At 71.9% G+C, this 26,264-nt stretch carries 23 protein-coding genes; 17 read left to right on the plus strand and 6 right to left on the minus strand.

Going from position 1 to position 26,264, the window contains the following annotated elements; translation table 11 throughout:
• Nucleotides 1–50: 50 nt before the first annotated feature.
• Complete coding sequence (locus ACKUB9_RS05935; protein ID WP_407520170.1) at nucleotides 51–611, minus strand: hypothetical protein; 561 nt, start codon at nucleotides 609–611, stop codon at nucleotides 51–53.
• 213 nt (nucleotides 612–824) lie between these two features.
• On the opposite strand from ACKUB9_RS05935, the gene ACKUB9_RS05940 reads away from it, so the two are divergent.
• From ACKUB9_RS05940 to ACKUB9_RS05955, 4 genes are read left to right on the plus strand one after another with little or no spacing between them, the layout of a single operon-like run.
• Nucleotides 825–2,093 (plus strand): NHLP bacteriocin system secretion protein, encoded by a 1,269-nt coding sequence (locus ACKUB9_RS05940; protein ID WP_407520171.1) that lies wholly within the window; start codon nucleotides 825–827, stop codon nucleotides 2,091–2,093.
• Nucleotides 2,094–2,136: 43 nt separating this feature from the next.
• Nucleotides 2,137–4,290, plus strand: coding sequence for an NHLP family bacteriocin export ABC transporter peptidase/permease/ATPase subunit (locus ACKUB9_RS05945; protein WP_407520469.1), 2,154 nt, complete (start codon nucleotides 2,137–2,139; stop codon nucleotides 4,288–4,290).
• On the plus strand, nucleotides 4,287–7,175 hold the full coding sequence (locus ACKUB9_RS05950) for an NHLP bacteriocin export ABC transporter permease/ATPase subunit (protein WP_407520172.1): 2,889 nt from the start codon (nucleotides 4,287–4,289) through the stop codon (nucleotides 7,173–7,175). Before ACKUB9_RS05945 ends, ACKUB9_RS05950 begins: the two co-directional genes overlap by 4 nt.
• A 9-nt stretch (nucleotides 7,176–7,184) precedes the next feature.
• Entirely contained in the window at nucleotides 7,185–7,712 is a 528-nt protein-coding gene (locus ACKUB9_RS05955; RefSeq protein WP_407520173.1) for a cyclic nucleotide-binding domain-containing protein, read from the plus strand.
• 960 nt (nucleotides 7,713–8,672) lie between these two features.
• Here the strand turns inward: ACKUB9_RS05955 and ACKUB9_RS05960 are convergent.
• The 3 genes from ACKUB9_RS05960 to purM form a co-directional block, all read right to left on the minus strand.
• Nucleotides 8,673–9,080, minus strand: a complete 408-nt coding sequence (locus tag ACKUB9_RS05960) for a hypothetical protein (protein WP_407520174.1) — start codon at nucleotides 9,078–9,080, stop codon at nucleotides 8,673–8,675.
• A 154-nt stretch (nucleotides 9,081–9,234) separates the two neighbouring features.
• The gene (purN, locus tag ACKUB9_RS05965; RefSeq protein WP_407520175.1) at nucleotides 9,235–9,900 is read right to left on the minus strand and encodes a phosphoribosylglycinamide formyltransferase; all 666 of its coding nucleotides are present in this window, start codon (nucleotides 9,898–9,900) and stop codon (nucleotides 9,235–9,237) included.
• Nucleotides 9,897–10,964, minus strand: coding sequence for a phosphoribosylformylglycinamidine cyclo-ligase (purM, locus tag ACKUB9_RS05970; RefSeq protein ID WP_407520176.1), 1,068 nt, complete (start codon nucleotides 10,962–10,964; stop codon nucleotides 9,897–9,899). Before purM ends, purN begins: the two co-directional genes overlap by 4 nt.
• Before the next feature lie 145 nt (nucleotides 10,965–11,109).
• On the opposite strand from purM, the gene ACKUB9_RS05975 reads away from it, so the two are divergent.
• The 10 genes from ACKUB9_RS05975 to fabF all read left to right on the plus strand — a co-directional run bounded on the left by ACKUB9_RS05975 (nucleotide 11,110) and on the right by fabF (nucleotide 22,493).
• Nucleotides 11,110–11,640 carry a CDP-alcohol phosphatidyltransferase family protein gene (locus tag ACKUB9_RS05975; protein ID WP_407520178.1) on the plus strand — a complete coding sequence of 177 codons (531 nt, stop codon included), beginning with the start codon at nucleotides 11,110–11,112 and terminating at the stop codon, nucleotides 11,638–11,640.
• Nucleotides 11,641–11,727: 87 nt separating this feature from the next.
• Complete coding sequence (locus ACKUB9_RS05980; RefSeq protein WP_407520180.1) at nucleotides 11,728–12,840, plus strand: AI-2E family transporter; 1,113 nt, start codon at nucleotides 11,728–11,730, stop codon at nucleotides 12,838–12,840.
• A gap of 1 nt (nucleotide 12,841) precedes the next feature.
• Entirely contained in the window at nucleotides 12,842–13,546 is a 705-nt protein-coding gene (locus tag ACKUB9_RS05985) for a P-loop NTPase family protein (protein ID WP_407520182.1), read from the plus strand.
• A gap of 96 nt (nucleotides 13,547–13,642) precedes the next feature.
• Nucleotides 13,643–15,910: an RNA degradosome polyphosphate kinase gene (locus ACKUB9_RS05990; protein WP_407520184.1), complete on the plus strand. Its 2,268-nt coding sequence runs from the start codon at nucleotides 13,643–13,645 to the stop codon at nucleotides 15,908–15,910.
• Nucleotides 15,911–16,002: 92 nt separating this feature from the next.
• Nucleotides 16,003–17,547, plus strand: coding sequence for an exopolyphosphatase (ppx, locus tag ACKUB9_RS05995; RefSeq protein WP_407520186.1), 1,545 nt, complete (start codon nucleotides 16,003–16,005; stop codon nucleotides 17,545–17,547).
• Between the two features lie 86 nt (nucleotides 17,548–17,633).
• Nucleotides 17,634–18,917 (plus strand): ArgE/DapE family deacylase, encoded by a 1,284-nt coding sequence (locus tag ACKUB9_RS06000; protein WP_407520188.1) that lies wholly within the window; start codon nucleotides 17,634–17,636, stop codon nucleotides 18,915–18,917.
• An 88-nt stretch (nucleotides 18,918–19,005) separates the two neighbouring features.
• On the plus strand, nucleotides 19,006–19,941 hold the full coding sequence (gene fabD, locus ACKUB9_RS06005) for an ACP S-malonyltransferase (protein WP_407520190.1): 936 nt from the start codon (nucleotides 19,006–19,008) through the stop codon (nucleotides 19,939–19,941).
• A 15-nt stretch (nucleotides 19,942–19,956) separates the two neighbouring features.
• Nucleotides 19,957–20,697 carry a 3-oxoacyl-[acyl-carrier-protein] reductase gene (gene fabG, locus ACKUB9_RS06010; RefSeq protein WP_407520192.1) on the plus strand — a complete coding sequence of 247 codons (741 nt, stop codon included), beginning with the start codon at nucleotides 19,957–19,959 and terminating at the stop codon, nucleotides 20,695–20,697.
• Between the two features lie 232 nt (nucleotides 20,698–20,929).
• The gene (locus ACKUB9_RS06015; protein ID WP_238235754.1) at nucleotides 20,930–21,166 is read left to right on the plus strand and encodes an acyl carrier protein; all 237 of its coding nucleotides are present in this window, start codon (nucleotides 20,930–20,932) and stop codon (nucleotides 21,164–21,166) included.
• Nucleotides 21,167–21,233: 67 nt separating this feature from the next.
• The gene (fabF, locus tag ACKUB9_RS06020) at nucleotides 21,234–22,493 is read left to right on the plus strand and encodes a beta-ketoacyl-ACP synthase II (protein ID WP_407520194.1); all 1,260 of its coding nucleotides are present in this window, start codon (nucleotides 21,234–21,236) and stop codon (nucleotides 22,491–22,493) included.
• Between the two features lie 24 nt (nucleotides 22,494–22,517).
• Here the strand turns inward: fabF and ACKUB9_RS06025 are convergent, their stop codons facing one another.
• Nucleotides 22,518–22,838, minus strand: a complete 321-nt coding sequence (locus ACKUB9_RS06025) for a HigA family addiction module antitoxin (RefSeq protein WP_407520196.1) — start codon at nucleotides 22,836–22,838, stop codon at nucleotides 22,518–22,520.
• Entirely contained in the window at nucleotides 22,828–23,112 is a 285-nt protein-coding gene (locus ACKUB9_RS06030) for a type II toxin-antitoxin system RelE/ParE family toxin (RefSeq protein WP_407520198.1), read from the minus strand. Before ACKUB9_RS06030 ends, ACKUB9_RS06025 begins: the two co-directional genes overlap by 11 nt.
• Before the next feature lie 152 nt (nucleotides 23,113–23,264).
• Between ACKUB9_RS06030 and mltG the strand changes: the two genes are divergently transcribed.
• From mltG to gmk, 3 genes are read left to right on the plus strand one after another with little or no spacing between them, the layout of a single operon-like run.
• Nucleotides 23,265–24,626, plus strand: coding sequence for an endolytic transglycosylase MltG (mltG, locus tag ACKUB9_RS06035; RefSeq protein ID WP_407520200.1), 1,362 nt, complete (start codon nucleotides 23,265–23,267; stop codon nucleotides 24,624–24,626).
• A 13-nt stretch (nucleotides 24,627–24,639) separates the two neighbouring features.
• Nucleotides 24,640–25,515, plus strand: a complete 876-nt coding sequence (locus tag ACKUB9_RS06040; RefSeq protein ID WP_407520202.1) for a YicC/YloC family endoribonuclease — start codon at nucleotides 24,640–24,642, stop codon at nucleotides 25,513–25,515.
• A 56-nt stretch (nucleotides 25,516–25,571) separates the two neighbouring features.
• Entirely contained in the window at nucleotides 25,572–26,234 is a 663-nt protein-coding gene (gene gmk, locus ACKUB9_RS06045; RefSeq protein ID WP_407520204.1) for a guanylate kinase, read from the plus strand.
• Nucleotides 26,235–26,264: the final 30 nt, after the last annotated feature.

Genomic DNA, 26,264 nt, shown 5'->3' on the forward strand with positions numbered 1-26,264 from the left:
AACGTCTTCGGGACTTGTAAAGAGCGTCTGCTTCGTCTGTGTGATACACATCACAAACGCGGTTGGACCGCCTTCAAGATCGCCTCGGCGTCGTCGATGAACTGGAGCGCCTGCCTCGTCTTGCCGGCCGCGACGGGATGGCGGGCGCACTGCTCGGAGAGGTCGCCGAGCCGGCGTCGCTCCGTGCCCAGGATCTTGAGAGCGTTCTCCACCGCGAAGCGCAGCACGCCGCGCAGCGCCCCGTCATCGATGGAGTCGTTCAGCTCGCCCTCGATGGTGATCAGGTACTCGTAGCTCCTGAGCTCCTCGGAGATCTGCAGGAGCGAGCGCATGGTCGAGCGGATGCACTCGCTGTCGCCCGCCGCGAGGTTCGGCCGCTCCGCCGTCTGGGTGACGTCGGTCAGCACCTCGGCGAAGAGCGGCTTGATCCTGGCGACAGTGGCGAGGTCGATCTCGCTCAGGATCCGGGCTTGGACGGGGCCGGGCAGGATCGCCGGGGCGGGCGCCAGCACGAGCACCGCTCCGAGCGCCGCGGCGGCGCGCACCCGCTGGCGGCGCGGGCCGCCGGGTCCGGCGCGAGGCCGCTCGGAACGCGTCGCGGTCGGGGTCATGTCCTGCCCGCCCTCTGCCGTTTGCGCCGATGGTAATCCTCAGGCCTCGAACGCGCCAGTTCCCAGTTGAGAATCCCCCGTGCGGTCCGCGCGACGACTTGGTCGTATCTCGCGGGCGCGGCCGGCGCCCCGCTGGTCATCCTGCCGAATCTCACTATGATGCCATCTGACCCACCGGCCGGGGCGGCGGGTCGGATTTCCGGACGAGGCGACATGAGCGGCAGCTCGCAGAAGCCCTTCCGCGCCATCGCGCTCGAACGCGCGACCTCGCCGGAACAGCTCGACCACCTCGTGCGCATCACCAAGCCGGTGGACTGGGTCCTGGCCCTGGTCATCCTGGTGTCGCTCGTCACCGCGCTGGTCTGGAGCATCGTCGGCAGCATCCCGACCCGGACTTCCGCCGAGGGCATCCTGGTCGCGAGCGGCGGCCGGGTGGTCGATGCGGTCTCGGCCGCGCCGGGCCGCCTCGCCTCCGTCGAGGTTGCGGTGGGCGACCACGTCGCGCAGGGGCAGCCGGTCGCCCGCATCGCCCAGACCGACATCGAGCAGCGCCACCGCGCCGCGATCGAGGTCTACCGCGAGCGGGAGCGCGAGCACGCCACCCTGGCGGCCAACGCCGAGGCGGAGATCGCCGCCAAGGCCCGGAATTTCGCCAAGCTCGAAGAGGCCTTCAACCAGATCGTCCAGGCCACCGACCAGCGGATCGACTACCTCGTCACCGAGATGAAGAACCTCGAGAGCCTGCTGGCGAAGGGCATCACGACCCGGCGGGTGGTGGAGGAGCGGCGGCGCGACCTCACCGACGCGCGCCAGCGCCGGGAGGACGCCCAGAACGAGGTGCTCAAGCTCAGGGTCCAGAAGACCGACCTCGAAACCCAGCGCCGGCGCGAGGTGCAGGAATCGCAGTTCCGCCTCAACGACGCGCGCCGGCAGGTGGAGCAGTTCGCCGGCGAACTCGGCCGCAACACGCAGGTCCTGAGCCCGATCGCCGGCCGGGTGCTGGAGATCAAGGTCGCGCCCGGCTCGGTCCTCAACGTCGGCACGGCCGTGCTGGCCGTCGAATCCGAGGGCGCGACGCTGGAGGCGGTGATCTACATCCCGGCCGACCGCGGCAAGACCGTGAAGCCCGGCATGGAGGTGCGCCTCGAACCGAGCACGGTGAAGCGCGAGGAGTTCGGCACCATGGTCGGCACCGTGGTGACGGTCTCCGACTTCCCCATCACCCCGCAGGGCATGGCGGCGGTGCTGCACAACGACAGCCTCGTCACCCGCTTCTCGCGCCAGGGCGCCCCCTACGCGGCGGCGGTGCGCCTCGCCCGCGACGAGCGCACGGTCAGCGGCTACCGCTGGGCGGTGGGGCAGGGGCCGGCGCTGCGCCTGACCAGCGGGACGCTGGCCCAGGCGGAGATCACCACGCGCGAGCAGCGCCCGCTCGACCTCGTGGTGCCGATGCTCAAGCGCCTGACCGGCCTCGCCGGCTAGCCCGCGGGACCCGCGCGTGCCCCGCTTCCAGAGCCTCTTTCGGATGGTGCCGGGGTGGCCGGGCGGCGGGCGGGTGAAGCGCACGCCGACCATCCTCCAGATGGAGGCGGTGGAGTGCGGCGCGGCCGCGCTCGCGATGGTGCTCGCCCATCACGGCGCCTGGGTGCCGCTCGAACAGCTGCGCGTCGCCTGCGGCGTCTCCCGCGACGGCAGCAAGGCCAGCAACATCGTCAAGGCGGCGCGCGGCTTCGGCTTCGCCGCCAAGGGCTTCCGCAAGGAGCCGACGACGCTTGGCGACCTGCCGATGCCCTGCATCATCCACTGGAACTTCAACCACTTCGTGGTGCTGGAGGGCATCGACGGCGACCGCGTCTACATCAACGACCCGGCATCGGGCCGGCGCCGGCTCAACATGATGGAGCTCGACCTCGCCTTCACGGGCGTGGCGCTGGCGATGGAGCCGACCGAGGCGTTCCGGCCCTTCGGGCAAAAGCCCCAGGGCCTGCGCCTGCTCCTGCGCGAACTCGCGAACTCGCGCGCCGCGGTGGCGCTGGTGATCGCGGTCAGCCTCGCGCTCATCGTGCCGGGCATCGTCATCCCGGGCTTCACCAAGATCTTCATCGACGAGATCCTGATCCAGCGCACCACCGGCTGGCTCACGCCGCTCCTCATCGGCATGGGCCTCACGGCCCTGTTTCGCGCCGGGGTGACGGCCCTGCAGCAATCGCTGCTCCTGCGCCTGCAGACCAAGCTCGCCGTGGTGATGATCAGCCGCTTCCTCTGGCACGTGATGTCGCTGCCGATGGAGTTCTTCGCCCAGCGCCACGCGGGCGACATCGCCAGCCGGGTCGCGGCCAACGAGCAGATCGCCCGGCTGCTCTCGGGCGGCGTGGTCAGCAACGTGCTGGGCCTGACCTCCGTGATGTTCTTCGCCGCCGCGATGGCGGTCTACGACGTGCTCCTCACGGCGATCGGCGTCGCGCTCTCGCTCGTCAACGTCGTGGCGCTGAAGCTGATCGGCCAGCGCCGCGAGGACCTGAGCCGCAGCCTCGCCCTCGAACAGGGCAAGCTCATCGGCAGCACCATCGGCGCGGTGCGGACCATCGAGACCCTGAAGGCGAGCGGGCTGGAGGACGAGGCCTTCGGGCACTGGGCCGGCATCCAGGCGAAGTCGCTCAACGCCGAGCAGGAACTCGGCGCCTCGTCGATCCTGCTCGACATGGTGCCGACGCTGCTCTCGGGGCTGACGCTGGCGGCGATCCTCGGGCTCGGCGGCCTGCGGGTGATCGAGGGCTCGCTGACGCTGGGCGGCCTCGTCGCCTTCCAGTCGCTGATGGCGAGCTTTTCCGAGCCGATCACCGGCCTCGTCAACCAAGTGGGCAGCATCCAGACCATCAAGGGCGGTCTGGAGCGGCTGGAGGACGTCTACAACTATCCGCTCGACCGGCCGAAGCCCGCCGATGCCGTGCCGCCGAAGCTCGTCGGCCGGATCGACCTCGTGGGCATCGAGTTCGGCTACTCGATCCTGGAGCCGCCGCTGATCCGGGACCTGTCGATCACCATCGAGCCGGGCCGCCGCGTGGCGCTGGTCGGCCTGTCGGGCAGCGGGAAATCCACCCTCGGGCGCCTGATCTGCGGCCTCTACAAGCCGTGGTCCGGCGAGGTGCGCATCGACGGCCGCCGGCTCGACGAGATCCCGCGCGACGTCTTCGCCAACTCGGTCGCCTACGTGGACCAGGACATCTTCCTGTTCGAGGGCAGCGCGCGCGAGAACCTGACCCTGTGGGACCCCACCGTGGCCGAGCCCGACCTGTCGCTGGCCCTGAAGGACGCGTCGATCCACGCCGAGATCGCCACCCGGGCCGGCAACTACGATTGCCACGTGCTGGAGGGCGGCACGAACTTCAGCGGCGGCCAGCGCCAGCGGATCGAGATCGCCCGCGCTCTGGTGGCGAACCCCTCGGTGATCGTCCTCGACGAGGCCACGGCCGCCCTCGACCCGGTGACCGAGAAGGCGATCGACGACAATCTGCGCCGGCGCGGCTGCACCTGCGTGATCATCGCCCACCGGCTCTCGACGATCCGCGACTGCGACGAGATCATCGTGCTCAAGCAGGGGCGGGTGGCCGAGCGGGGCACGCACGAGCACCTGATGGCGCAGGGCGGCGCCTACGCCGACCTCGTGGCCCAGCAATGAGCGACGCCCGGCTGCGCCCCGTCCCGGCCCCCGGCGAGGCCGCCCTGACCCGGCGCCTCGTCCTCGACGGGCGCGAGCCCCGCCGCCTCGACACGGCCGGCCCGGTGCTGGAGGTCACGGCAGGCTATGCCGACCTGTTCGCGGTGCGGTTCACCCCGGACGGAATCGGCGAGAGCGCCCGCGAGCACCTCTTCCGCGTCGAACCGGGCGAGATCATCGCGCCGATGCCGGACCGCGCCGACGGCGAGGGGCGCCTCGCGATCATCGCGGTGGGCGGGCCGGACACCGAGGCGGAGGCCTCGCCCCGGGAAACCTTCGACCGGCTCGACCTCGTCCAGGGCTGGCTCATGCGGCTCGCCTGGGTGATCGCCGGCCCGAACCCGGCCTGGGACATCCGCGAGGCCGAGGGCGGCGAGATGGAGATCGAGCCTGGCGCGCGCCGCCGCGGCCCGGCCCGGGCGCTCGCCTGGGTGAGCGTCGCGGCGGGCGGCGCCCGGCTGATGGGGGCCGGGCCGGAGATCGCGCCGGGCGATCCGCCCGTGCCGCTCGCCGCAGGCGTCTGGATCGAGGCCGGCCCGGAGGGAAGTCGCCTCGTGCCCGCGCCCGCGCCGGATGCCGCCGTCACCTGGGCGGCGCTCGACCGCTTCCATGCCGTCGCGCTCGATCGGCTCCACGACCAAGTGGTGGAGCGGCCGGCCCGCGAGGCGGAGCGGCTGGCCCGCCGCGCCGATCTCGATACTGCCCGCCGGGTCGAGCTGTTCGACCGCCTCGCCGGGATCGTGGTCCGGCGGCCGGCGCGCGCGCCGGCGGCGGCCGACCCGGCCGACCCGCTGCTCGCCGCCTGCCGGATCGTCGCCGAGACCATCCCGGCGCTCATCGTGCGCCCGCCCGGCCGCAGCGCCGCGCGCGAGGATTTTTCCGAGGTGATCGAGATCGCCCGCTCGTCGCGCCTGCGGGTCCGCCAGACCCTGCTGCGCGGCGACTGGTGGCGGCAGGATGCCGGGCCGCTCCTCGCCTGGCAGGGCGAGGCGCGCGCGCCCGTGGCGCTGCTGCGCGAGGCCCGGCGTTACGTCCTCGTCGAGCCCGGCAGCGGGCGGCGCCGGGTGGTCGACCGGCGCCTCGCGGAAGAGCTCCATCCCGAGGCCGCGAGCTTCTATCCGACGCTGCCCTCGCGCCCGCTCGGCTTTCGCGACCTCCTCGCCTTCGTCCTCCGCCACGCCGCGCAGGGCAACGTGCTGCGCATCGTCCTGCCCATCACGCTCATGGGCCTGCTGACGATGGTCTCGCCGCTGATCACCCAGGCGCTCGTCAACTCGGTGATCCCGCGCAGCGAACTCGACCAGCTCCTCGTCTGCGCCATCGCGCTCGCCATCACGGCGCTCGCCACGGCGGGGGTGCAGACCGTGGAGGGGCTGGCGATGCTGCGCGTCGAGGGGGTGATCGACTGGAAGCTCCAGGCCGCGATGATCGACCGCCTGCTGCGGCTGCCGGCCTCGCTCTTCCGCGACTACACGGTGGGCGACCTCGTGGACCGCTCGCTCGGGATCGACGCGGTGCGGCGCATCCTCACCGGGCGGACCCTGCGCAGCCTCGTGGCGGGCTCGTTCTGCTGGTTCAGCATCGCCCTGATGCTGGTCTACGACGCGACGCTGGCGCTGATCGCCGTGGTGCTGGCGGTCCTGCGCGGCCTGATCATCATGGCCACCAGCGGCCTGCGCCTCTACCACGAGGGCCGGCACTTCGCCGTGCAGGGCAAGGTCTCGGGGCTGGTGCTGCAATTCCTGTCGGGCATCGGCAAGCTCAAGGTGGCGGACGCCACCGTGCGGGCGCTGGCGGTCTGGTCGCGGCACTTCGCCGACCAGCGGCGGCACTTCATCGCCTCGCAGCGCACCGCCAACCTGCTCGAAGTGGTGGAATCGGCCTACACGCCGCTCGCCACCATCGTGATCTTCGCCGCGGCTTCCGCCACCGGCAGCACGCTGACCGAAAACCTCGGCGCGTTCCTGGCCTTCTTCGCCGCCTTCGGCCAGACCATGGGCGCCATCGGCTCCTGGGCCTCGGGGGTGAGCGAATCGCTGGTGGCGATCCCCCACCTCACCCGGCTCAAGCCCCTCATCACGCAGGCGGCGGAAATCTCCGACGAGCGCAAGCCGCCGGGCGAACTCGCCGGGGCGCTCGAACTCTCGCGCGTCACCTTCCGCTATCAGCCGGGCGGGCCGCCTGTGCTCGACGCGGTGTCGCTGCGGGTCGCGGCCGGCGAGTACGTGGCGATCGTCGGGCCGTCCGGCAGCGGCAAGTCCTCGCTGTTTCGCCTGCTGCTCGGCTTCGAGCGACCGGAATCCGGCGCCGTCTTCTACGACGGCAAGTCGCTGGACACGCTCGACACCAGCGCGGTGCGCCGCCAGCTCGGGGTCGTGCTCCAGAACGGGCGGCTCGCCACCGGCAGCCTCTACGACAACATCTGCGGGGGCGTGCGCCTCTCGCTCGACCAAGCCTGGGAGGCCGCGCGCCTCGCCGCCCTCGACGGCGACATCCGCGCCATGCCAATGGGCATGCACACCCTGGTGGCCGAGGGCGTGAACACCCTCTCGGGCGGCCAGCGCCAGCGCCTGCTGATCGCGCGCGCCATCGCGCGCCGGCCCCGGATCCTGCTCCTCGACGAGGCGACGAGTTCCCTCGACAACCGCTCCCAGGCGGTCGTCAGCGCCTCGCTCGGCGCGCTGAACGTCACGCGGCTCGTCATCGCGCACCGCCTGAGCACGGTGCGCGAGGCCGACCGCATCGTGGTGCTGGTCGACGGCAAGATCGTGCAGGAGGGGACCTACGAGGCGCTGAGCAGCGCGGCGGGCGTCTTCCTCGACTTCACGCGCCGGCAATTGCTGTAGGGGCTCCGCATGCGCAAGGTGCTCTACATCTTCGGCTTCCTCACCGACGGCGACATCGCCTGGATGGCTCGCACGGGCACGCGGCGGCGGCTCGCCGACGGCGAGGTGGTGATCCGCGAGGGCCGGCAGCCCGAGGCCCTGGTCCTGCTCCTCGACGGCGAGTTCGTGGTCACGGGCGAGGCGCACGGCGAGATCGCGCGGCTCGGAGTCGGCGAGATCGTCGGCGAGATGTCGCTGGTCGATACCGGCCCGGCCTCGGCCACCATCACGGCCCGCGGGGAGAGCCTCGCGCTCTTCCTCGACTACCCCGCGCTGCGCGACAAGCTCGATCAGGACGAGGGTTTCGGCGCCCGTTTTTACCGGGCGCTCGCGGTCTTCCTGGCCGACCGCCTGCGGGCCACGCGCCTCGCCCGGGCGCCGCTCGGCGACGCGGACGCGCTGTCGCTGGACGAACTCGATCTGACGATCATCGACCACGTCCAGGCGGCGGGCGAGCGCTTCACCCGCATGCTCACCATCCTGAGCGGGCCGCGCTGATCGATCGTCGTGCAGCTCGCGGCAATCCCTCGTCTGCCCGGGCGACGCCATGCCCACTGCGCCCAGCGTGGCGCGGGGAACCCCACTCCCGTGCGGGCGATGGCCTGTGCGGACATGCTCCGGTTGCGGCGAATTGGGCGTCTTTGCGGGTCAGCGGAGACGGCCGATGCAGGGACCGGGGTCGGCGACGTGCACACCGAAGCGCGCGGCGCGTGGCTGTTCGAGCGGATCGTCACGGCCGGCAGCGTGGTGCTGAGCACGGTGGGCGACAGCCAAGCCGGAACGGCGTCCCGCGACCTCCTCGCCCTGCACCGATTGGCGCGCCATCCTGCACGCCTGCACGGCGCGCCCGGGCCTGCGCCGAGCGTTCGATCGTGGCCGGCAGGACACCAGCGAGATCAGCTTCACCCCCGCCGCGACGGGCCGCCATGGCCTGGGGCCAGCCGGCAACGGCCGCAATCCCGGCCTCGTCCTGCACCGGAGCTGGGGGCGTGTGCGAGGGTCGCACGCAGCGCCTGCGCGATCCTCATCCCGTCGGCCATCTCTCGTGGCTGAACTGGATCGTGGCCCGCCATGGCGGCTGGAACGCTCCCAACACGCCCTCGGTCCCGAGGTCACCGCGCGCGGTTGGGAGCGCTTCTCCGCCCTGCCGGCCGGCGCCCACTGGGCCAGGGACTCATACCAACGGTCATTTCCAATGACCGTTGGTTCCGCTCTCGAATTTTCGTCAAGCCCAGGATCTCGGATTTCTGGGCTTGATGTCGAAAATTCGAGATTATTCAACGGCCCGATGCGTCAGCATCCTGGGCCGTTGGTATCACTGTCGTTCAGGCCCTGGCCCGCACGGGAGAGCGATCCCGCGCCCTGATCGTCAGGGTCGCGACAACGACGACGAGCGCGGTCTCCTGCAAGGCACGACGATCCGACCCGGAGTACCGGGGTCCGGTCCGTGCCTTCACCTCACCGCGCCGCCGGCTTCTTGGCCGGGTCCTGGGCGGGGAGGCTGCCGGTCTGGGCCACCTTGTCGCGGGCCTGGTCGAGGCGCTTGGTCACGGCGGCGAGATCGCGCTGGGTGGCGGCGAGCTGCGCCTTGGCCTTCTCGCGGGCGGCGCTGGTCTGGACCACCTCGTCGCGCGCGGCGGCGATCCGGCCCTGGACGTCGCGCAGCTCCGCCTCGGCGTCCTTGAACTGCTTCTGCCAGCTCTGGAGCGCGTCGCGCTCGCCGCGCACGCTGGCCAGTTCGGTCGTCAGGCTGCGCTGGTTCGAGGCGGTGAGGGCGAAGGAGCCCCAGCCGAACAGGGCGAGGCCGCCGAGCGCCACGGCGAGCAGACCGGCAGGGGTGGGGCGGGGGGTACGCAGGACCATCATCGAAGCCTCGTCAGGAGCTAGGAGCCGACGACGGGGGCGGGCTCCCGAAACATCCCGCGCGATCGGTCGGAGACATCCACCACCATGACGAAGTTTCGTTAACGCGTGCTTGCCGCGAATCACTCCGGCCCGTCCCGGAACGCGCCCGAACCGGTCAGACGGGCAGGGAGTGGAGCGCGCCCGCGGCGCAGCCGGCCTCCGGCGCGAACACCACGCGCCCGTCCTCCAGCCGCGCCCGGCCCGACGCCACCAGGGCGAGAGCGGCCGGGTAAAGCCGGTGCTCCTCGGCCAGCACCCGGGCGGCGAGGGTCTCGGCATCGTCGTCCGGCCGGACCGGGACGGCCGCCTGCGCGACGATCGGCCCGGCATCGAGTTCGGGCACCACGAAGTGCACCGTGCAGCCGTGCAGCCGCACGCCCGCCGCCAGGGCCTGCGCGTGGGTGTGCGTGCCGCGAAACAGCGGCAGCAGCGAGGGGTGGATGTTGAGCATCCGCCCCGACCAGGCCTCCACGAAGCCCGGCGTCAGCACCCGCATGAACCCCGCCAGCACCACGAGGTCGATGGCGTGGGCGCGCAGCCGCGCATCGAGTGCGGCGTCGAAGGCGGCGCGGTCCGCGTAGACGCGGTGGTCCACCGCCTCGGCCGCGAGGCCCGCCTCCTGCGCATGCGCCAGCCCCGCCGCTTCCGGGCGGTTCGAGAGCGCGAGCACGAAGCGGCCCGGGAAGCCGGGCTGCGCGGCCGCCCGCAGCAGCGAGACCATGTTGGAGCCGCGCCCCGAGATCAGCACCGCCATGCGCGGGGCGTCGGGCGGGTGCGTCACAGGCGCAGCGTGCCCGCGAAGGTCACGGGCGCCTCGGCCCGCGGGGTGATGCGGCCGAGCCGCACCGGCGCTTCGCCCGCCTCGCGCAGGGCCGCCTCGACGGCATCGGCCCGCGCGGCATCGACCACCGCCACCATGCCGATGCCGCAGTTGAAGGTGCGCAACATCTCCTGCGGCGCCACGTTCCCGGTGCGGGCGAGCCAGCCGAAGACCGGCGGCACGGCCACCGCGTCGAGGTCGAGGTCGATGCCGACGGCGTCGGGCAGCACGCGCGGCAGGTTGTCCGGGAAGCCGCCGCCCGTGATGTGGGCCAGCGCCTTGATGGCGCCGGGGCCGGTCGCCCGCAGGGCCGCGAGCAGCGGGCGCACGTAGATCCGGGTCGGCGTCAGCAGCGCCTCGCCCAGGGTCTGCCCGGCGGCGAAGGGCGCGGGCGCGTCGTAGCCGAGGCCGGCGGCCGAGACGATCCGGCGCACGAGCGAGTAGCCGTTCGAGTGAACGCCCGAGGAGGGCAGGCCGAGCACGAGGTCGCCGGGGGCGATGCCGGGGGCCGGCAGCAGCGCGCCGCGCTCGGCCGCCCCGACCGCGAAGCCCGCGAGGTCGTAATCCTGGCCCTCGTAGAGGCCCGGCATCTCGGCGGTCTCGCCGCCGATGAGCGCGCAGTTCGCCTGCCGGCAGCCCTCGGCGATGCCGCGCACGATGGCGGCGCCGATTCCCGGCACCAGCTTGCCGGTCGCGTAGTAGTCGAGGAAGAACAGCGGCTCGGCGCCCTGCACGATGATGTCGTTGACGCACATCGCCACGAGATCGATGCCGATCGTGTCGTGCCGCCCGGTCTCGATGGCGATCTTGACCTTGGTGCCGACCCCGTCGTTGGCCGCCACCAGGATCGGGTCGCGGAACCCGGCCGCCTTCAGGTCGAACAGACCGCCGAAGCCGCCGATCTCCGCATCGGCGCCCGGCCGGCGCGTGGCCCGCACCAGGGGCTTGATCGCCTCGACGAGGGCGTTGCCCGCGTCGATGTCGACCCCGGCCTCCGCATAGGTCAGCCCGCGCTCGCCCGTCATCACCCTCGATCCCGCCTGGACCCGAACCGGCTCCCCTGTAGCGGCTTCTGCGCCCGGCCGCGAGTCGGGCGCGCCCGGCCCGCGCTCGGCAGCAGGCCGGGCCAGGGGGCTTCATCGCGGGCGCGCCATCCCGTAACCCTGGGGCATGACGCTCCCGAACCTCATCACCATCGGCCGCCTCGTCCTCGTGCCCTTCGTGATCGCGATGATCCAGCAGGGCGCCTGGGGGCTCGCCTTCGCGGGCTTCGCGGTGGCGGGCCTGTCGGACGCCGTGGACGGCTGGGTGGCGCGCCGCTTCGACATGAAGAGCGAACTCGGGGCCTATCTCGACGCGCTCGCCGACAAGGCGCTCCTCGTCTCGATCTTCGTCACCCTCGCGGTGACGGGCGTGGTGCCGGGCTGGCTCGCCATCGTGGTGGTGTCGCGCGACGCGATGGTGGTGGCGGCGATCATCGTCTCCTGGCTCCTCGACCGGCGCCTCGCCATCCGCCCGCTCATGATCGGCAAGCTCAACACGGCGGCGCAGATCGTCTTCGCGGGCGGCATCCTCGGCCTGCGCGCCTTCGGCATCGACGGCGGCCCGTTCGAGGCTTGGGCGGCGGTGCTGGTGGCGGCCCTCGCGGCGGGCTCGGCGGCGGTCTACGGGGTGATCTGGCTGCGCCACATGGCCGGCTGACCGGTCGCGCTTGCTTGACCGAAGGGAGCCCCGCTCCCTATCTCGACCCGGACGGCGCGAGGGGGCGCCCGGGCGGAGGGATGAGTGATGCCGATCCAGCGCCGGGCCGCCGTCGCGCTGGCCGCACTCGCGGTCGTGATCTTCCTGCTCTACCTGCTGCGCGACGTCCTGCTGCCGTTCGTGGCCGGCGCGGCGCTCGCCTACATGCTCGACCCGGTGGCCGACCGGCTGGAGCGGCTCGGCATCGGCCGGCTCGCCGCCACGCTGATCATCCTGGCGGTGTTCGTCCTCGGCCTGGTGCTGATGCTGATCATCGCGGTGCCGCTCGCCGCCCGCCAGATCGGCGCGCTCGCCGCCTCGATGCCCGCCACCGTGTCGCGCATCCAGGCCATCATCGCCGACCACGCCGGGCACCTGCTCGACCAAGTGGGCGGCACCGGGACGCTGCAGGACCTGCAATCCATGGTCGGTCGCCTCGTCGGCGCCGCAGGCTCGTGGCTCGTCAACGTGCTGGGCTCGCTCTGGACCGGCAGCCAGGCGATCATCGGCATCCTGTCGCTCCTCGTCGTCACGCCGGTGGTGGCCTTCTACCTCCTCGTCGACTGGGACCGGATGATCGCCGTCGTGGACGGCTGGGTGCCGCCCCGGCACCGCGACACGGTGCGCCCGCTCGCGCGCGAGATCGATCAGGCCATCACCGCCTTCATCCGCGGCCAGAGCCTCGTCTGCCTGATCCTCGGTACCTTCTACGCGGTCGGCCTGTGGCTGATCGGCCTGAATTTCGGTGTGCTGATCGGGATGATCGCCGGCTTCCTGACGTTCATCCCGTATGTGGGCTCGCTCACCGGCTTCCTGCTCTCGATCGGCGTGGCGATCGTCCAGTTCTGGCCGGACTGGACGTGGATCCTCGCGACGCTCGGGGTTTTCCTGGCCGGGCAGTTCCTGGAGGGCAACGTCATCCAGCCCAAGCTCGTGGGAGACGCCGTGCGGTTGCATCCGGTCTGGCTGATGTTCGCGCTCCTCGCCTTCGGCTCCCTGTTCGGCTTCCTCGGTCTGCTGCTGGCGGTGCCGATCGCGGCCGCGCTCGGCGTCATCGCCCGCTTCGCCGTGCGCCGCTACCTGGACAGCGCCCTCTACCGCGCCGAGGCGCCGCCGCTTCCGGCCCCGCCGGTGGCGGAGATCGAGCAGCGGCGGGCCTGAGATGTCGGAGACGCCCCGCCAGCTCGCCCTCGACCTGCCGGTCGACCCCCGCTTCGGCGCCGAGGATTTCCTCGTCGGGCCGAGCAACGAGGAGGCCTACGCGGCGATCGAGGCGTGGCCCGACTGGCCCGACCGGGTGCTGGTGCTCACCGGCCCGCCGGGCAGCGGCAAGAGCCATCTCGCGGCGATCTGGGCCGCCCGGGCCGGGGCCGTGACGCTGCCGGCCGCCGCGGTCGCGCCCGCGGCGATCCCGGCGCTCGCCGCTCATCCCGCCCTGGTGATCGAGGATGCGGACCGGCCGGCGGGGCGCGACGAGGCGGCGCTGTTCCATCTCCTCAACCTCGCGCGCGAGCGCGGGCTCGGCCTCGTCGTCACCGGGTCGGGACCCGTCGAGACCTGGGGCATCGCGACGGCCGACCTGCGCTCGCGCCTGCGGCTCGCACCCGGCGCGGCCATCGCGCCGCCCGACGATGCGCTGCTGCGGGCGGTCCTTGTGAAACTGTTCGTGGATCGTCAGATCGTGGTCGATACCAGCGTGATCGACGCGCTGGCCCTGCGCCTCGACCGCTCGCTCGGCCGGGCCCGCGACGTGGTGGCGATCCTCGATCGCGAGGGCCTGAGCCGCGGCCGGCGCATCACCCGCCCGCTGGCCCTCGCGACCCTGGCGGCACTGGACCAGGACGGGGAGGAGGCAGGCCCGGAATGAGACGTCCTCGCCACCCCTTCATCCAAATGTCAAACTGACCTGTCACGCCCGCGCCACACCCCGCACGCGACTGGTCGAACTCAAGGAGGCTCCGCCGTGACTGGACCCGCAGCCGTCGCCAAGACCGCCGAGGCCCCGGACGAGATCCTCGACCGGGTGGAGGACGTGACGGCGCTCGACGCCGACGCAGTGGAATCCGGTGCGGCCCAGGAGGCCGTCGCGGCCGGCCGCGCCCTGCGCAAGGAGCCGGCCCGCTTCGTCAACCGTGAGCTGTCCTGGCTGCAATTCAACCGGCGCGTGCTGGAAGAGGCCTCCAACACCGGCCACCCGCTTCTGGAGCAGCTCCGCTTCCTGTCGATCTCGGCCAACAACCTCGACGAGTTCTTCATGGTGCGGGTGGCGGGCCTGCACGATCAGGTCCGGGCCGGCATGGCCACGCCCTCGCAGGACGGGCTCAGCCCCACCGAGCAGCTGGCGCGGATCGGCGCAGAGGTGTCCGAACTCGCCCGCGACCAGCAGCGCCGCTGGCGGGAGCTGCGCGAGGACCTGCACCGGCACGGGATCGACCTCGTGGAGGCGCCCGGCCTCTCGGCCGAGGAGGCGGGGTGGCTGGAAGAGTACTTCCTGCAGCACATCTTCCCGGTGCTCACGCCGCTCGCCATCGATCCGGCGCACCCCTTCCCGTTCATCCCGAATCTGGGTTCGACGCTCGCCCTGATGCTGGTGCGGCCCCGCGACGGGCGGGTGCTGCGCGCGCTGATCCGCCTGCCCTCGGTGATCGAGCGCTTCGTGCGCCTGCCCGATCTCGCCGGGACCGGCACGGCACGCTTCATCGCCATCGAGCAGGTGATCGTGCTGTTCACCAGCCGCCTCTTCCCGGGCTACCTCGTGAAGGGCCAGGGCGGCTTCCGGGTCGTGCGCGATTCGGACCTCGAGATCGAGGAGGAGGCCGAGGATCTCGTGCGCCACTTCGAGACGGCGTTGAAGCAGCGCCGCCGCGGCGTGGTCATCCGGCTGGAGGTCGATTCCGGGATGCCGGAGGACCTGCGCGCCTTCGTGGCCGACGAGCTGGAGATCCCGGTCGACGCGATCTTCCTCGTCGAGGGCATGCTCGCCCTCAACGAATTGTCGCAGATCGTCTCGATCGACCGGCCGGACTTGAAGTTCAAGCCCTACAACCCGCGCTTCCCCGAGCGCATCCGCGAGAGCGGCGGCGATTGCTTCGCGGCGATCCGTCAGAAGGACATCATCGTCCACCACCCCTACGAATCCTTCGACGTGGTGGTGCAGTTCCTCACCCAGGCGGCCCGTGACCCGAACGTGGTCGCCATCAAGCAGACGCTCTACCGCACCTCGTCGAACTCCCCGGTCGTGGCGGCCCTGGCCGAGGCCGCCGAGGCCGGCAAGTCGGTGACGGCGCTCGTCGAGCTGAAGGCCCGCTTCGACGAGGAGGCCAACATCCGCTGGGCGCGCAACCTCGAGAAGGCGGGCGCGCAGGTGGTGTTCGGCTTCATCGAGCTGAAGACCCACGCCAAGCTCTCGATGGTGGTGCGGCGCGAGGGCGACAAGCTCGTGACCTACTGCCACGTGGGGACGGGCAACTACCACCCGATCACCGCGCGGATCTACACCGATCTGTCCTTCTTCACCGCCGACCCGGTGATCGCCCGCGACGTCTCGCGCGTCTTCAACTTCATCACCGGCTACGCGGAGCCGGCGGAGCTGGAGCGCATGGCGGTCTCGCCGCTCACCCTCAAGCCGCGCCTCCTCCAGCACATCGAGGAGGAGGTGGCCCACGCCAAGGCCGGCCGGCCCGCCGCGATCTGGATCAAGTGCAACTCGCTCGTCGATGCCCAGATCATCGATGCGCTCTACGACGCGTCGCAGGCGGGCGTGCAGATCGACTGCGTCGTGCGCGGCATCTGCTGCCTGCGGCCGGGCGTCCCCGGCCTGTCCGAGACCATCCGGGTGAAGTCGATCGTCGGGCGCTTCCTGGAGCACACCCGCGTCTACGCCTTCGGCAACGGGGCGGGCCTGCCGCACCCGAAGGCGCGGCTCTACATCTCGTCGGCCGACCTGATGAGCCGCAACCTCGACCGCCGGGTGGAATCGCTGCTGCCGATCCTCAACCCCACCGTGCATCAGCAGGTGCTCGATCAGATCATGATCGCGAATCTTCTGGATAACGAGCAGAGCTGGCGCGTGCTGGCCTCGGGGGCGAGCGAGCGCGTGCAGCCTGCCGAGGGCGAGGAACCCTTCAACGCGCACAAGTATTTCATGACCAACCCGAGCCTGTCCGGCCGCGGGAAGGCGTCCAAGAAGTCGAGCCCGCGGGCCCTGAGCCGACGCGCCCAGCGCGGCTGACACGGCGGCACCTTTTCGGCCATAAGGCCCCTCGACCGGGGAGGGCGCGGGCATCCGCCTTCGCCACCCTCGCCGCTCGCACGAGGATCCGGATGGGCCTGCATTCCGCCGCTCCCGCATCGTTCCCGGCGCAGGCCGCCCTGGCCCGCGTCGAGCCCGGCGAGCCGATCGCCATCATCGACATCGGCTCGAACTCGGTCCGCCTCGTGGCCTATGCGGGCCTCAGCCGGGCGCCGACGCCGCTCTACAACGAAAAAGTCCTGTGCGGGCTCGGCCGCAACGTCCTCTCGACGGGGCGGCTGCACGAGGAGGGGATGCGCCGGGCGCTCCAGGCCCTGGCGCGGTTCCGCGAACTCTGCCGCACCATCCGGGTCGGGCGGACCTTCGTGCTGGCCACCGCGGCGGCGCGCGACGCCGAGAACGGCCCGGCCTTCCTCGAAGCCGCGGAGGCGGCCTGCGGCGAGCCGATCCAGCTCCTCTCCGGCCGGCGCGAGGCCGAATTGTCGGCCTTCGGGGTAATCTCGGGTTTCCACGCCCCGGACGGCGTGGTGGGGGATCTCGGCGGCGGCTCGCTCGAACTCGTGGACGTGCGGGGCGCCGCGGTCGGTCGGGGCGTGACCACGCCGCTCGGCGGGCTGGCGCTCCAGGACCTCAGCGGCAATTCGATCAAGAAGGCGCGCAAGATCGCCGCCGACACCCTGAAGAAGGCCGCTCCCCAGCTCGAAACGCTGCGCGGGCGCACCTTCTACGCGGTCGGCGGCACGTGGCGGGCGCTCGCGCGCCTGCAGCAGGCCGCCCGCAACTATCCGCTGCGCGTCATGCACGGCTACGGCATCGACCCGGCCGAGGAGCTGCGGTTCCTCGACGTGGTCGAGAGCGTCGATGCGGCGACGCTCGCCGCCGTCGAGAGCGTGTCGGAGGCCCGCCGGCCGCTCCTCGCCTTCGGGGCGGTGGTGCTCGAAGAGATCATCCGCACCGGGCGCCCGCGCGAGATCGCCATCTCGGCCACAGGGGTGCGCGAGGGGCTGCTGTACGAGCTCCTCGACTCGGCGAGCCGCAGCCTCGATCCGCTCCTCGTCGCGGCGAGCGACCTCAACCGCATGCGCGCGCGCTGCCCCGGGCACGGGCCGGAGCTGCAGGACTGGACCGACGCCTTCATGGCGAGCCTCGACACGCCCGAGACCGCCGACGAGCGCCGCCTGCGCCACGCCGCCTGCCTGCTCGCCGATGTCGGCTGGCGCACCCATCCGGATTACCGCGGCGAGCAGAGCCTGAACCTGATCGCGCACGGCGCCTTCGTGGGCATCGACCATCCGGGCCGGGCCTACCTCGCGGTGTCGGTTTTTTTCCGCCACGAGGGCGTCGCCCCCGAGAAGGCGAGCCCGACGCTGCGCCAGCTCGCGGGCGCCCGGCTGTTCGAGCAGGCGCGGCTCCTCGGCGCGGCCTTGCGCGTCGCCTTCCCGATCTCGGTGGCGATGGAGGGCGTCTTGCCGCGCACCCCGCTCCTGGTGGAGGACGGCGCGCTGGTGCTCCGCCTGCCCGAGGATCTGCGCGCGCTCGCGAGCGACCGCCTCTCCAGCCGCCTGCGGGGCTTGGCCCGCCTGCTCGGCGTCGAGGCCCGGATCGCCGTGGCGTGACCCCGACCGCCCCCGTGCGGGACGCGTCCGCGACCGGCCCGATCGCTGCCAGGATCGAACGGCCTGGCCCAGAACCCGGAGATGACATGCCCCTCGATCCCGCGCTGCGCGACCGGATCGCCGCTTCGGTCGAAGACGGCTTCAAGGACCAGATCGCCCACACCCAGGCCCTGGTCCGCTTCCCCTCCACCCGCGGCGACGAGCAGGCGATCCAGGATTTCGTCTTCCGCGCCTTCCGCGACCGCGGCCTGGCGATGGATCGCTTCGGCATGGACCGGGCGCAGATCGAGGCGCATCCGGGCGGGGCGGCGTTTTCCCCGGCCCATTCCGAGGCGCCGATCGTGGTGGGCATCCACCGGCCGAGAGCCGAGGCCGGCCGCTCGCTGATCCTCCAGGCCCATGTCGACGTGGTGCCGGCCGGCCCCGCCGACCTCTGGACGCACCCGCCCTTCGATCCGGTGGTGGAGGGCGACTGGCTCTACGGCCGCGGCGGCGCCGACATGAAGGCGGGGCACGCCGCCAACCTGTTCGTCCTCGACGCGCTGCGCCGTATCGGCCTCCAGCCGGCCGCGACCGTGACCATGCAATCCGTGGTCGAGGAGGAATCGACCGGCAACGGCGCCCTGATGACCCACCTGCGCGGCTACCGGGCCGACGCGGTGCTGATCCCCGAGCCCGAGGACGAGAAGCTGGTGCGCGCCAACACCGGTGTGCTCTGGTTCCAGGTCGAGGTGCGCGGTCGCCCGGTCCACGTGCGCGAGATGGGCACCGGCGCCAACGCCATCGACGCCGCCTACCGGGTGATCGCGGCCCTGCGCGGCCTGGAGGAGCGCTGGAACGCCGCCAAGGCCGGCCGCCCGCACTTCGAGGGTGAGGCGCACCCGATCAACCTCAATGTCGGCCGCATCGAGGGCGGCGACTGGGCCTCCTCGGTGCCGGCATGGTGCCGGATCGACTGCCGTATCGCGATCTATCCCGGCATCACGGCCGCCGAGGCCGCTCGCGAGATCGAGTCCGCTGTGCTCGATTTCTCCCGGGCCGATCCCTTCCTGTCGAACGCGCCGCCGCGCGTCACCTTCCACGGCTTCTTCGCCGAGGGCTACGAGCTGGCGGAAGGATCGGAGGCGGAAGCCGCGCTCGGCCGCGCGCACCAGGCCGCCACCGGCAAGCCCCTGCAGAGCTTCATGACGGCGGGCTACCTCGATACCCGGGTGCATGCCCTCTACGACCGGGTGCCGGCCCTCTGCTACGGGCCGGTGAGCGAGAATATCCACGGCTTCGACGAACGCGTGAGCCTGTCCTCGCTCAAGCGCATCACCACCGCGATGGCGCTGTTCGTCGCCGAGTGGTGCGGGGTCGAGGAGGCGTGATCGTCTCCTGCTCCGCTTGACTGCGGGCGACAGCGGTGCGACTGGCGCGCCCCAACCAACCGAACGTCAGCAGGGCAGGAAACCTCCCGTGTCGCGCGCCTTCATCTTTCCGGGCCAGGGCAGCCAAGCCGTCGGCATGGGTGCCGGCCTCGCCCAGGACCACGCCGCCGCCCGCGCGGTCTTCGCCGAAGTGGACGAGGCCCTGGGCCAGAACCTGTCGCGCCTGATGTTCGAGGGGCCGGCGGACGACCTCACCCTCACGGCGAACGCCCAGCCGGCCCTGATGGCCGCGAGCCTCGCGGCCCTGCGGGTGCTGGAGGCCGAGCGCGGCCTGGACCTCGCCCGCGACGTGGCGTTCGTCGCCGGCCACTCGCTCGGCGAGTACAGCGCGCTCGCGGCCGCGGGCGCCCTCACGCTCGCCGACACCGCCCGCCTGCTGCGCCTGCGCGGCGAGGCGATGCAGCGCGCCGTGCCGGTGGGCACCGGCGCGATGGCCGCGCTGCTCGGCCTCGACGTCGAGGCGGCCGAGGAGATCGCGGGCGAGGCCGAGCAGGGCGAGGTCTGCGACGTCGCCAACGACAACGGCGCCGGGCAGGTCGTGGTCTCGGGCCACCGCGCCGCGGTCGAGCGCGCGGTGGCGCTGGCGCAGGGCCGCGGCGCCAAGCGGGCCGTGATGCTCAACGTCTCCGCTCCCTTCCACTGCGCCCTGATGCGGCCGGCCGCCGAGACCATGCGGGCCGCCCTCGATCAGGTCGAGATCGTCGCCGCCTCGGTGCCGGTGGTGGCCAACGTGCTCGCCGCGCCGATCCGCGAGCCCGCCGCGATCCGCGACGCGCTGGTGCGGCAGGTCACCGGGACGGTGCGCTGGCGCGAATGCGTGACCGCGATGGCTCATGCCGGCGTGGACGCCTTCACCGAGATCGGCACCGGCAAGGTGCTGGCCGGCCTCGTCAAGCGCACCGCGCCGGGCGCGACCGCCGCGTCCATCGGCACGCCGGCCGACATCGCCGCCTTCAGCCTCTGAACGGGACCCGACCGCATGTTCGCTCTCACCGGCCGCAAGGCTCTCGTCACCGGCGCCACGGGCGGCCTCGGCGGCGCCATCGCCCGCGCCTTCCACGCGCAGGGCGCCGACGTGGCGATCTCCGGCACCCGCCGCGAGGCCCTCGACGCCCTGAAGGCCGAACTCGGGGGCGAGCGCGTCCACGTGGTGGAGGCCAACCTCGCCGACACCGCGGCGGTGGAAAACCTCGTGCCGGCCGCCGAGGCGGCGCTCGGCGGCCTCGACATCCTCGTCAACAACGCCGGCATCACCCGCGACAACCTCTTCCTGCGCATGAAGGACGAGGAATGGGACAGCGTGATCGCCGTGAACCTGACGGCCGCCTTCCGGCTGTCGCGCGCCGCCGTGAAGGGCATGATGCGTCGCCGCTACGGCCGCATCGTCAACATCGGCTCGGTGGTGGGCTCCACCGGCAATGCCGGCCAGGGCAACTACGCGGCCGCCAAGGCGGGCCTCGTCGGCCTCACCAAGGCGCTCGCCGCCGAGGTCGCGAGCCGCAAGATCACCGTGAACTGCATCGCTCCCGGCTTCATCGCCTCGCCGATGACCGACGCGCTCAACGAGAAGCAGCGCGAGGGCATCCTCGCCGCCGTCCCGATGGGCCGGCTCGGAGAGGGCGCGGAGGTGGCGGCGGCGGCCGTCTACCTGGCCTCGGACGAGGCCGGCTACGTCACCGGTCACACCCTCCACGTCAACGGCGGCATGGCGATGCTCTGAGGCACGGAACGGCCTCTCCGTCCCCCCTGAACCGGTGCTGAACCACCTCTCGCCAGGGCGGAATCCCTGTGTTAAGCACCCGGCCGGCCGTACAAGGGGATTGACGGTCCGGCCGTCCGCGGCTTTCCACGACACCGTCGGCCGGGACACCGGCCGCACCACCAGCTTCCGGGGCAGGCCCGCTTAGGCGCGGCACCCCGCTCTCTCCACGAGACCAACCGAGGACCATCAGATGAGCGATATCGCGGACCGGGTGAAGAAGATCGTTGTCGAGCACCTCGGCGTGGAGGCCGAGAAGGTGACCGAGAACGCGAACTTCATCGACGATCTGGGCGCCGACAGCCTCGATACGGTCGAGCTGGTGATGGCGTTCGAGGAGGAGTTCAACGTCGAGATCCCGGACGATGCCGCCGAGACGATCCAGACGGTCGGCGACGCGATCAAGTTCCTGGAGAAGAACTCCGCCTGAGGGTCGGGAGTTCTAGAACGTCGGAGCGTCGAGCGAAGCGCCAATGGGATCGGGTCGGGATAACGCGATGCGTCGGGTCGTCGTCACGGGCCTCGGGATGGTCACGCCGCTGGGCAGCGGCGTCGACGTCACGTGGCGCCGCCTCATCGAGGGACGGAGCGGGGCTGCCCGCGTCGAGGCCTTCGACGTTTCGGACCTGCCCTGCCGCATCGCCTGCTCGATCCCCCTCGGCAATGCCGGGGAGGGCGCCTTCGACGCCGACGCCTACGTGGAGCCGAAGGAGCAGCGGAAGGTCGACCCCTTCATCGTCTACGCGATGGCGGCCTCCGCGCAGGCCCTCGACGACGCGGACTGGCATCCGACCTCCTACGAGGATCAGGCCGCGACGGGCGTGCTGATCGGCTCCGGCATCGGCGGCATCGGGGGCATCTACGACGCCTCCGTGACGCTGTACGAGAAGGGGCCGCGCCGCATCTCGCCGTTCTTCATCCCGGGCCGCATCATCAACCTCGCCTCCGGGCAGGTGTCGATCGCCCATGGGCTGAAGGGACCGAACCATGCCGTGGTGACGGCCTGCTCCACCGGCGCGCACGCCGTGGGCGACGCCGCCCGGCTGATCGCGCTCGGCGACGCCGACGTGATGCTGGCGGGCGGGGCGGAATCGCCGATCAACCGCCTCTCGCTCGCGGGCTTCGCCGCCTGCCGCGCCCTCTCGACGGGCTTCAACGACCGGCCGCAGCAGGCCTCCCGCCCCTACGACCGCGACCGCGACGGGTTCGTGATGGGCGAGGGCGCGGGCATCCTCGTGCTCGAAGAGTACGAGCACGCCAAGGCGCGCGGCGCCAAGATCTACGCCGAGGTGATCGGCTACGGCCTCTCGGGCGACGCCTACCACATCACCTCGCCCTCGCCGGACGGCGACGGGGCCTTCCGCTGCATGAGCGCGGCGGTGAAGCGGGCCGGCATCGCGCCCGCCGACATCGACTACATCAACGCGCACGGCACCTCGACCCCGCTCGGCGACGAGCTGGAGCTGAAGGCGGTCGAGCGCCTGATCGGCGAGGCCCAGGGCGTCTCGATGTCCTCGACCAAGTCCGCCACCGGCCACCTGCTCGGAGCCGCGGGCGCCATCGAGGCGATCTTTTCGGTGCTCGCCATCCGCGATCAGGTCGTGCCGCCCACCCTCAACCTCGACAATCCCTCCGTCGAGACCGCGATCGATCTCGTCCCGCAAGAGGCCAAGCGCCGCAAGGTGGACGTCGTCCTGTCGAACTCCTTCGGCTTCGGCGGCACCAACGCCTCGCTGATCCTGCGGCGGGTGGCCTGAGGGGTCTTCCCAGAACGCAGGCGGTCAGGCTGCGCGCTCGGTGTCGATCTTGGCGATCTCGTCCCGAAGCGAGCGCTCCGCGTGCCAGAGATCGTGGGCGGCCTGAAGGCGGAGCCAGAGGCCCGGGCCGTTGCCGCAGAACTTTCCGAGCCGAAGCGCCATTTCCGGCGAAACCGCAGCGGTGCCGGCCAGGACGCGATGCAGTGCTTGGCGAGTCACGCCAAGCTTCTTTGCTGCGATCGACACCGGCATGCCGAGTGCAGGCAGAACCTCATCACGCAAGATCTCGCCGGGATGGGTCGGCGGGAAGTCAGGGCTGCGCCGAACGTCGCCGTCATCGCCCATGGTAATCCTCCAAATCGACGTCGACCGCATCGTTCCGATCGAACCGGAAGGTAAGGCGCCAGTTCCGGGACACGGTGAGTGCAAAGCGGCCGGCCTGATCACCCGTGAGCGGGTGAAAGCCGGAGCCGGGGGTGTTCAATTCGTCCGGCTGCTCGGCGGCATCCAGGCGGTTGAGGAGACTGCGCACCCTCGCGGCCCAGTCGGGACGAATCCCGGACGGATCGTTCCGCGTCCAATATCGCTTGAGCGCCTTGCTGCGGAAGCTTCTGATCACGTCCGGATTGTAACCTGACGCGTTACAGCGTCAATCGTCGCGTCCGGCACGTGCCGGCTCCATTTCGCCATAAAGGCTGGTAGGGTCTGGCGGCCCAGCGCGGATGCCGGGCGAGCGCGCGTCCGTCAGGGTCGCGCCACGACAGGACCGCCATGTTCCGCAAGCGAAAGACCGACGCGCCGCCGAGTGCGCCGGACGAGCCGGCTCAGCCGAGCCGCCTCGCGCCGCGCAGCCCGAGCGAGGCGATCAAGCCGACCGCCGCTCCGCCCCCGCCCGCGGCCCCCGTGCGCGAGCGCGGCGGCATCCTGTCGGCGGTGAGCGGGTTCCTGACCCTGTTCGTCGTGCTGGGCCTCGGCGCGATGCTCGGCCTCGTCGTGATCGACCGGCAGATCAACGAGCCGGGCCCGCTCGCCACCGACAAGGTCGTGGTGGTGCCGGCCCGCTCCGGCGTCGGCGAGATGGCGAGCCTGCTCCAGCGCGAGGGGGTGATCGCGCACCCGACCCTGTTCGAACTCACCGCGCGCTTCGCCCGCAAGCAGCCCCTCAAGGCCGGCGAATTCAACTTCAAGGCCCATGCCAGCATCGACGACGTGCTCGACACCCTGATCCAGGGACGCCCCGTCCAGCACGCCGTCACCTTCCCGGAGGGGCTCACCAGCGAGCAGATCGTGGCGCGTCTGCGCGACAACGACATCCTCACCGGCGAGCTCAACGAGATTCCGCCGGAAGGCTCGCTCCTGCCCGACACCTACAAGTTCGAGCGCGGCGACAGCCGCCAGAAGATCGTCACGCTCATGCGCGCCAAGCAGGGCGAGGTGCTCAAGCGGGTCTGGGCCAGCAAGGCCGCGGAGGTTCCGGTGCGCACGCCCCAGGAACTCGTCACCCTCGCCTCCATCGTCGAGAAGGAGACCGGACGGGCCGACGAGCGCCCGCGGGTGGCGGGCGTATTCATCAACCGCCTGCAGAAGCGGATGAAGCTGCAATCCGATCCGACCATCGTCTACGGGCTCGTCGGCGGGCGCGGCACGCTCGGGCGCGGCATCCTGCGCTCGGAGATCGACCGGCCGACCCCCTACAACACCTACGTGATCGAGGGACTGCCCCCGGGGCCGATCGCCAATCCGGGCCGCGCCGCCCTCGAAGCGGTGGCCAACCCCTCCCGCACCAAGGACCTGTACTTCGTCGCCGATGGCACCGGCGGCCACGTCTTCGCCGAGACGCTGGACGCCCACAACCGCAACGTCGCCCGCTGGCGCCAGATCGAGAGGGCCAAGGCCGCCACCGACCCGGGCGCCGCGCAATCCGTCGACAAGGTCGAGCCCGTGCCGGGCGCCGATCCGTCGGCGGGGCCGAGCCGCGGCCTGCCGGCCTCGCCGATGGCCTATGACGGCGGCGAGGCGGGCGCGCGCTCGCGCGCCTTCGACGCCTCCGAGGGGACGGCGCGCGACCCCCTCCGCAACAAGACCTACGACCTGAGCTACCCGAAGTCGGTCCCGGTCCTGCGCAATCCCTGACGGCGAGGACCGCATGAGCATCGCGAGCATGACGGGCTTCGCCCGCGAGGCCGGCACGACCGGCGCGGTGCAGTGGGCCTGGGAGGTCCGCAGCGTCAACGGCCGCGGCCTCGACGTGCGGCTTCGGGTGCCGCCGGGCTTCGACGCGGTCGGCGAGGAGGCCCGCGCCCAGGTGCAGAAGCGCCTCTCGCGCGGGCAGTGCCAGCTCACGCTCACGCTGACCCGCGGCGAGGCGCAGCCGCGCCTGCGGGTCGACGAGGCGCTGCTCGCCTCCCTGCTCGACTCCCTCTCGCGCCTGCGCCTGCCCGAGGGCGTGCGCCCGGCCTCGCTCGACGGGCTGCTGCAGGTGCGCGGCATCATCGAGGTCGAGGAGAGCCGCGAGGATCCGGCCGTGCTCCAGGCGGAGCTGTCGGCCGCGGCCGGGCGCCTCGCCGACTCGCTCCTGGCGGCGCGCCGGGAGGAGGGACGGGCGCTCGCCGCCCTGATCGACGACCAGCTCACCCGCATCGCCGCACTGACCGAGGCGGCGGAGGCCTGCCCGGCCCGCCGGCCCGAGGCGATCCGCGCGCGTCTCGCCGCCCAGGTCGCCGCGCTCTCGGAGGCCGCGGGCCTCGATCCCGACCGCCTGCACCAGGAGGCGGTGCTGCTGGCCGCCAAGGCCGACGTGCGCGAGGAGATCGACCGCCTGCGCGCCCACGTGGCCGCGGCCCGGGACCTCGTCGCCGCGGGCGGCGCCATCGGCCGCCGGCTCGATTTCCTGGCCCAGGAATTCGGCCGCGAGGCCAACACGCTCTGCGCCAAGGCCAACGACATCGCGCTCTCGCGCATCGGCCTCGACCTCAAGGCGGTCGTTGAGCAATTCCGCGAGCAGGTGCAGAACGTCGAATAGCGGGCGGGATCGCGCCCGGCGGGCGAAGCGAGCGGCGCGGCGGGGAACGGGTGCAGATGGGTGTTGAGTTCGAAGCGACGTCGCCGGTGACGCGGCGCGGTCTGGTGCTGATCCTGTCCTCGCCCTCCGGGGCCGGCAAGACCACGCTCACCCGTGCGCTGGCGCGGCAGCCGGAATGGAAGCTGGACCTGTCGGTCTCGGTCACCACGCGGACGCGCCGTCCCTCCGAGATCGACGGACAGCATTACCGCTTCATCGACCGCGAGACCTTCGAGAGCATGCGCGAGCGCGACGACATGCTCGAATGGGCGGAGGTGCACGGCAATTTCTACGGCACGCCCCGGCGCCCGGTGGAGGCGACCCTGGCCGCCGGCCGGGACATGATCTTCGACATCGACTACCAGGGCACGCGGCAGGTCCGGGCGAAGCTGCGCGAGGACGTCGTCACGATCTTCATCCTGCCGCCCAGCATGGCGGAACTGCGCCGCCGCCTGGAGCGGCGCGCGGAGGACACCGCCGAGACCATCGACCGGCGCCTGCGCAACGCCCGCACCGAGATCGAGCGCTGGGCGGAATACGATTACGTGCTGATCAACGACGACCTCGACCGCTCCTTCAAGACCCTGGAGGCGATCCTCACCGCCGAGCGCCTGCGCCGCCAACGCCAGATCGGCCTCGATCGATTCGTGGAGGGCCTGCTCGCCGAGACCGGCGCCTAAGGCGATTCGCCGGGGAACGATACGGCCCCG

The sequence above is a fragment of the Methylobacterium oryzisoli genome (assembly GCF_046557895.1).
Lineage (GTDB): Bacteria > Pseudomonadota > Alphaproteobacteria > Rhizobiales > Beijerinckiaceae > Methylobacterium > Methylobacterium oryzisoli.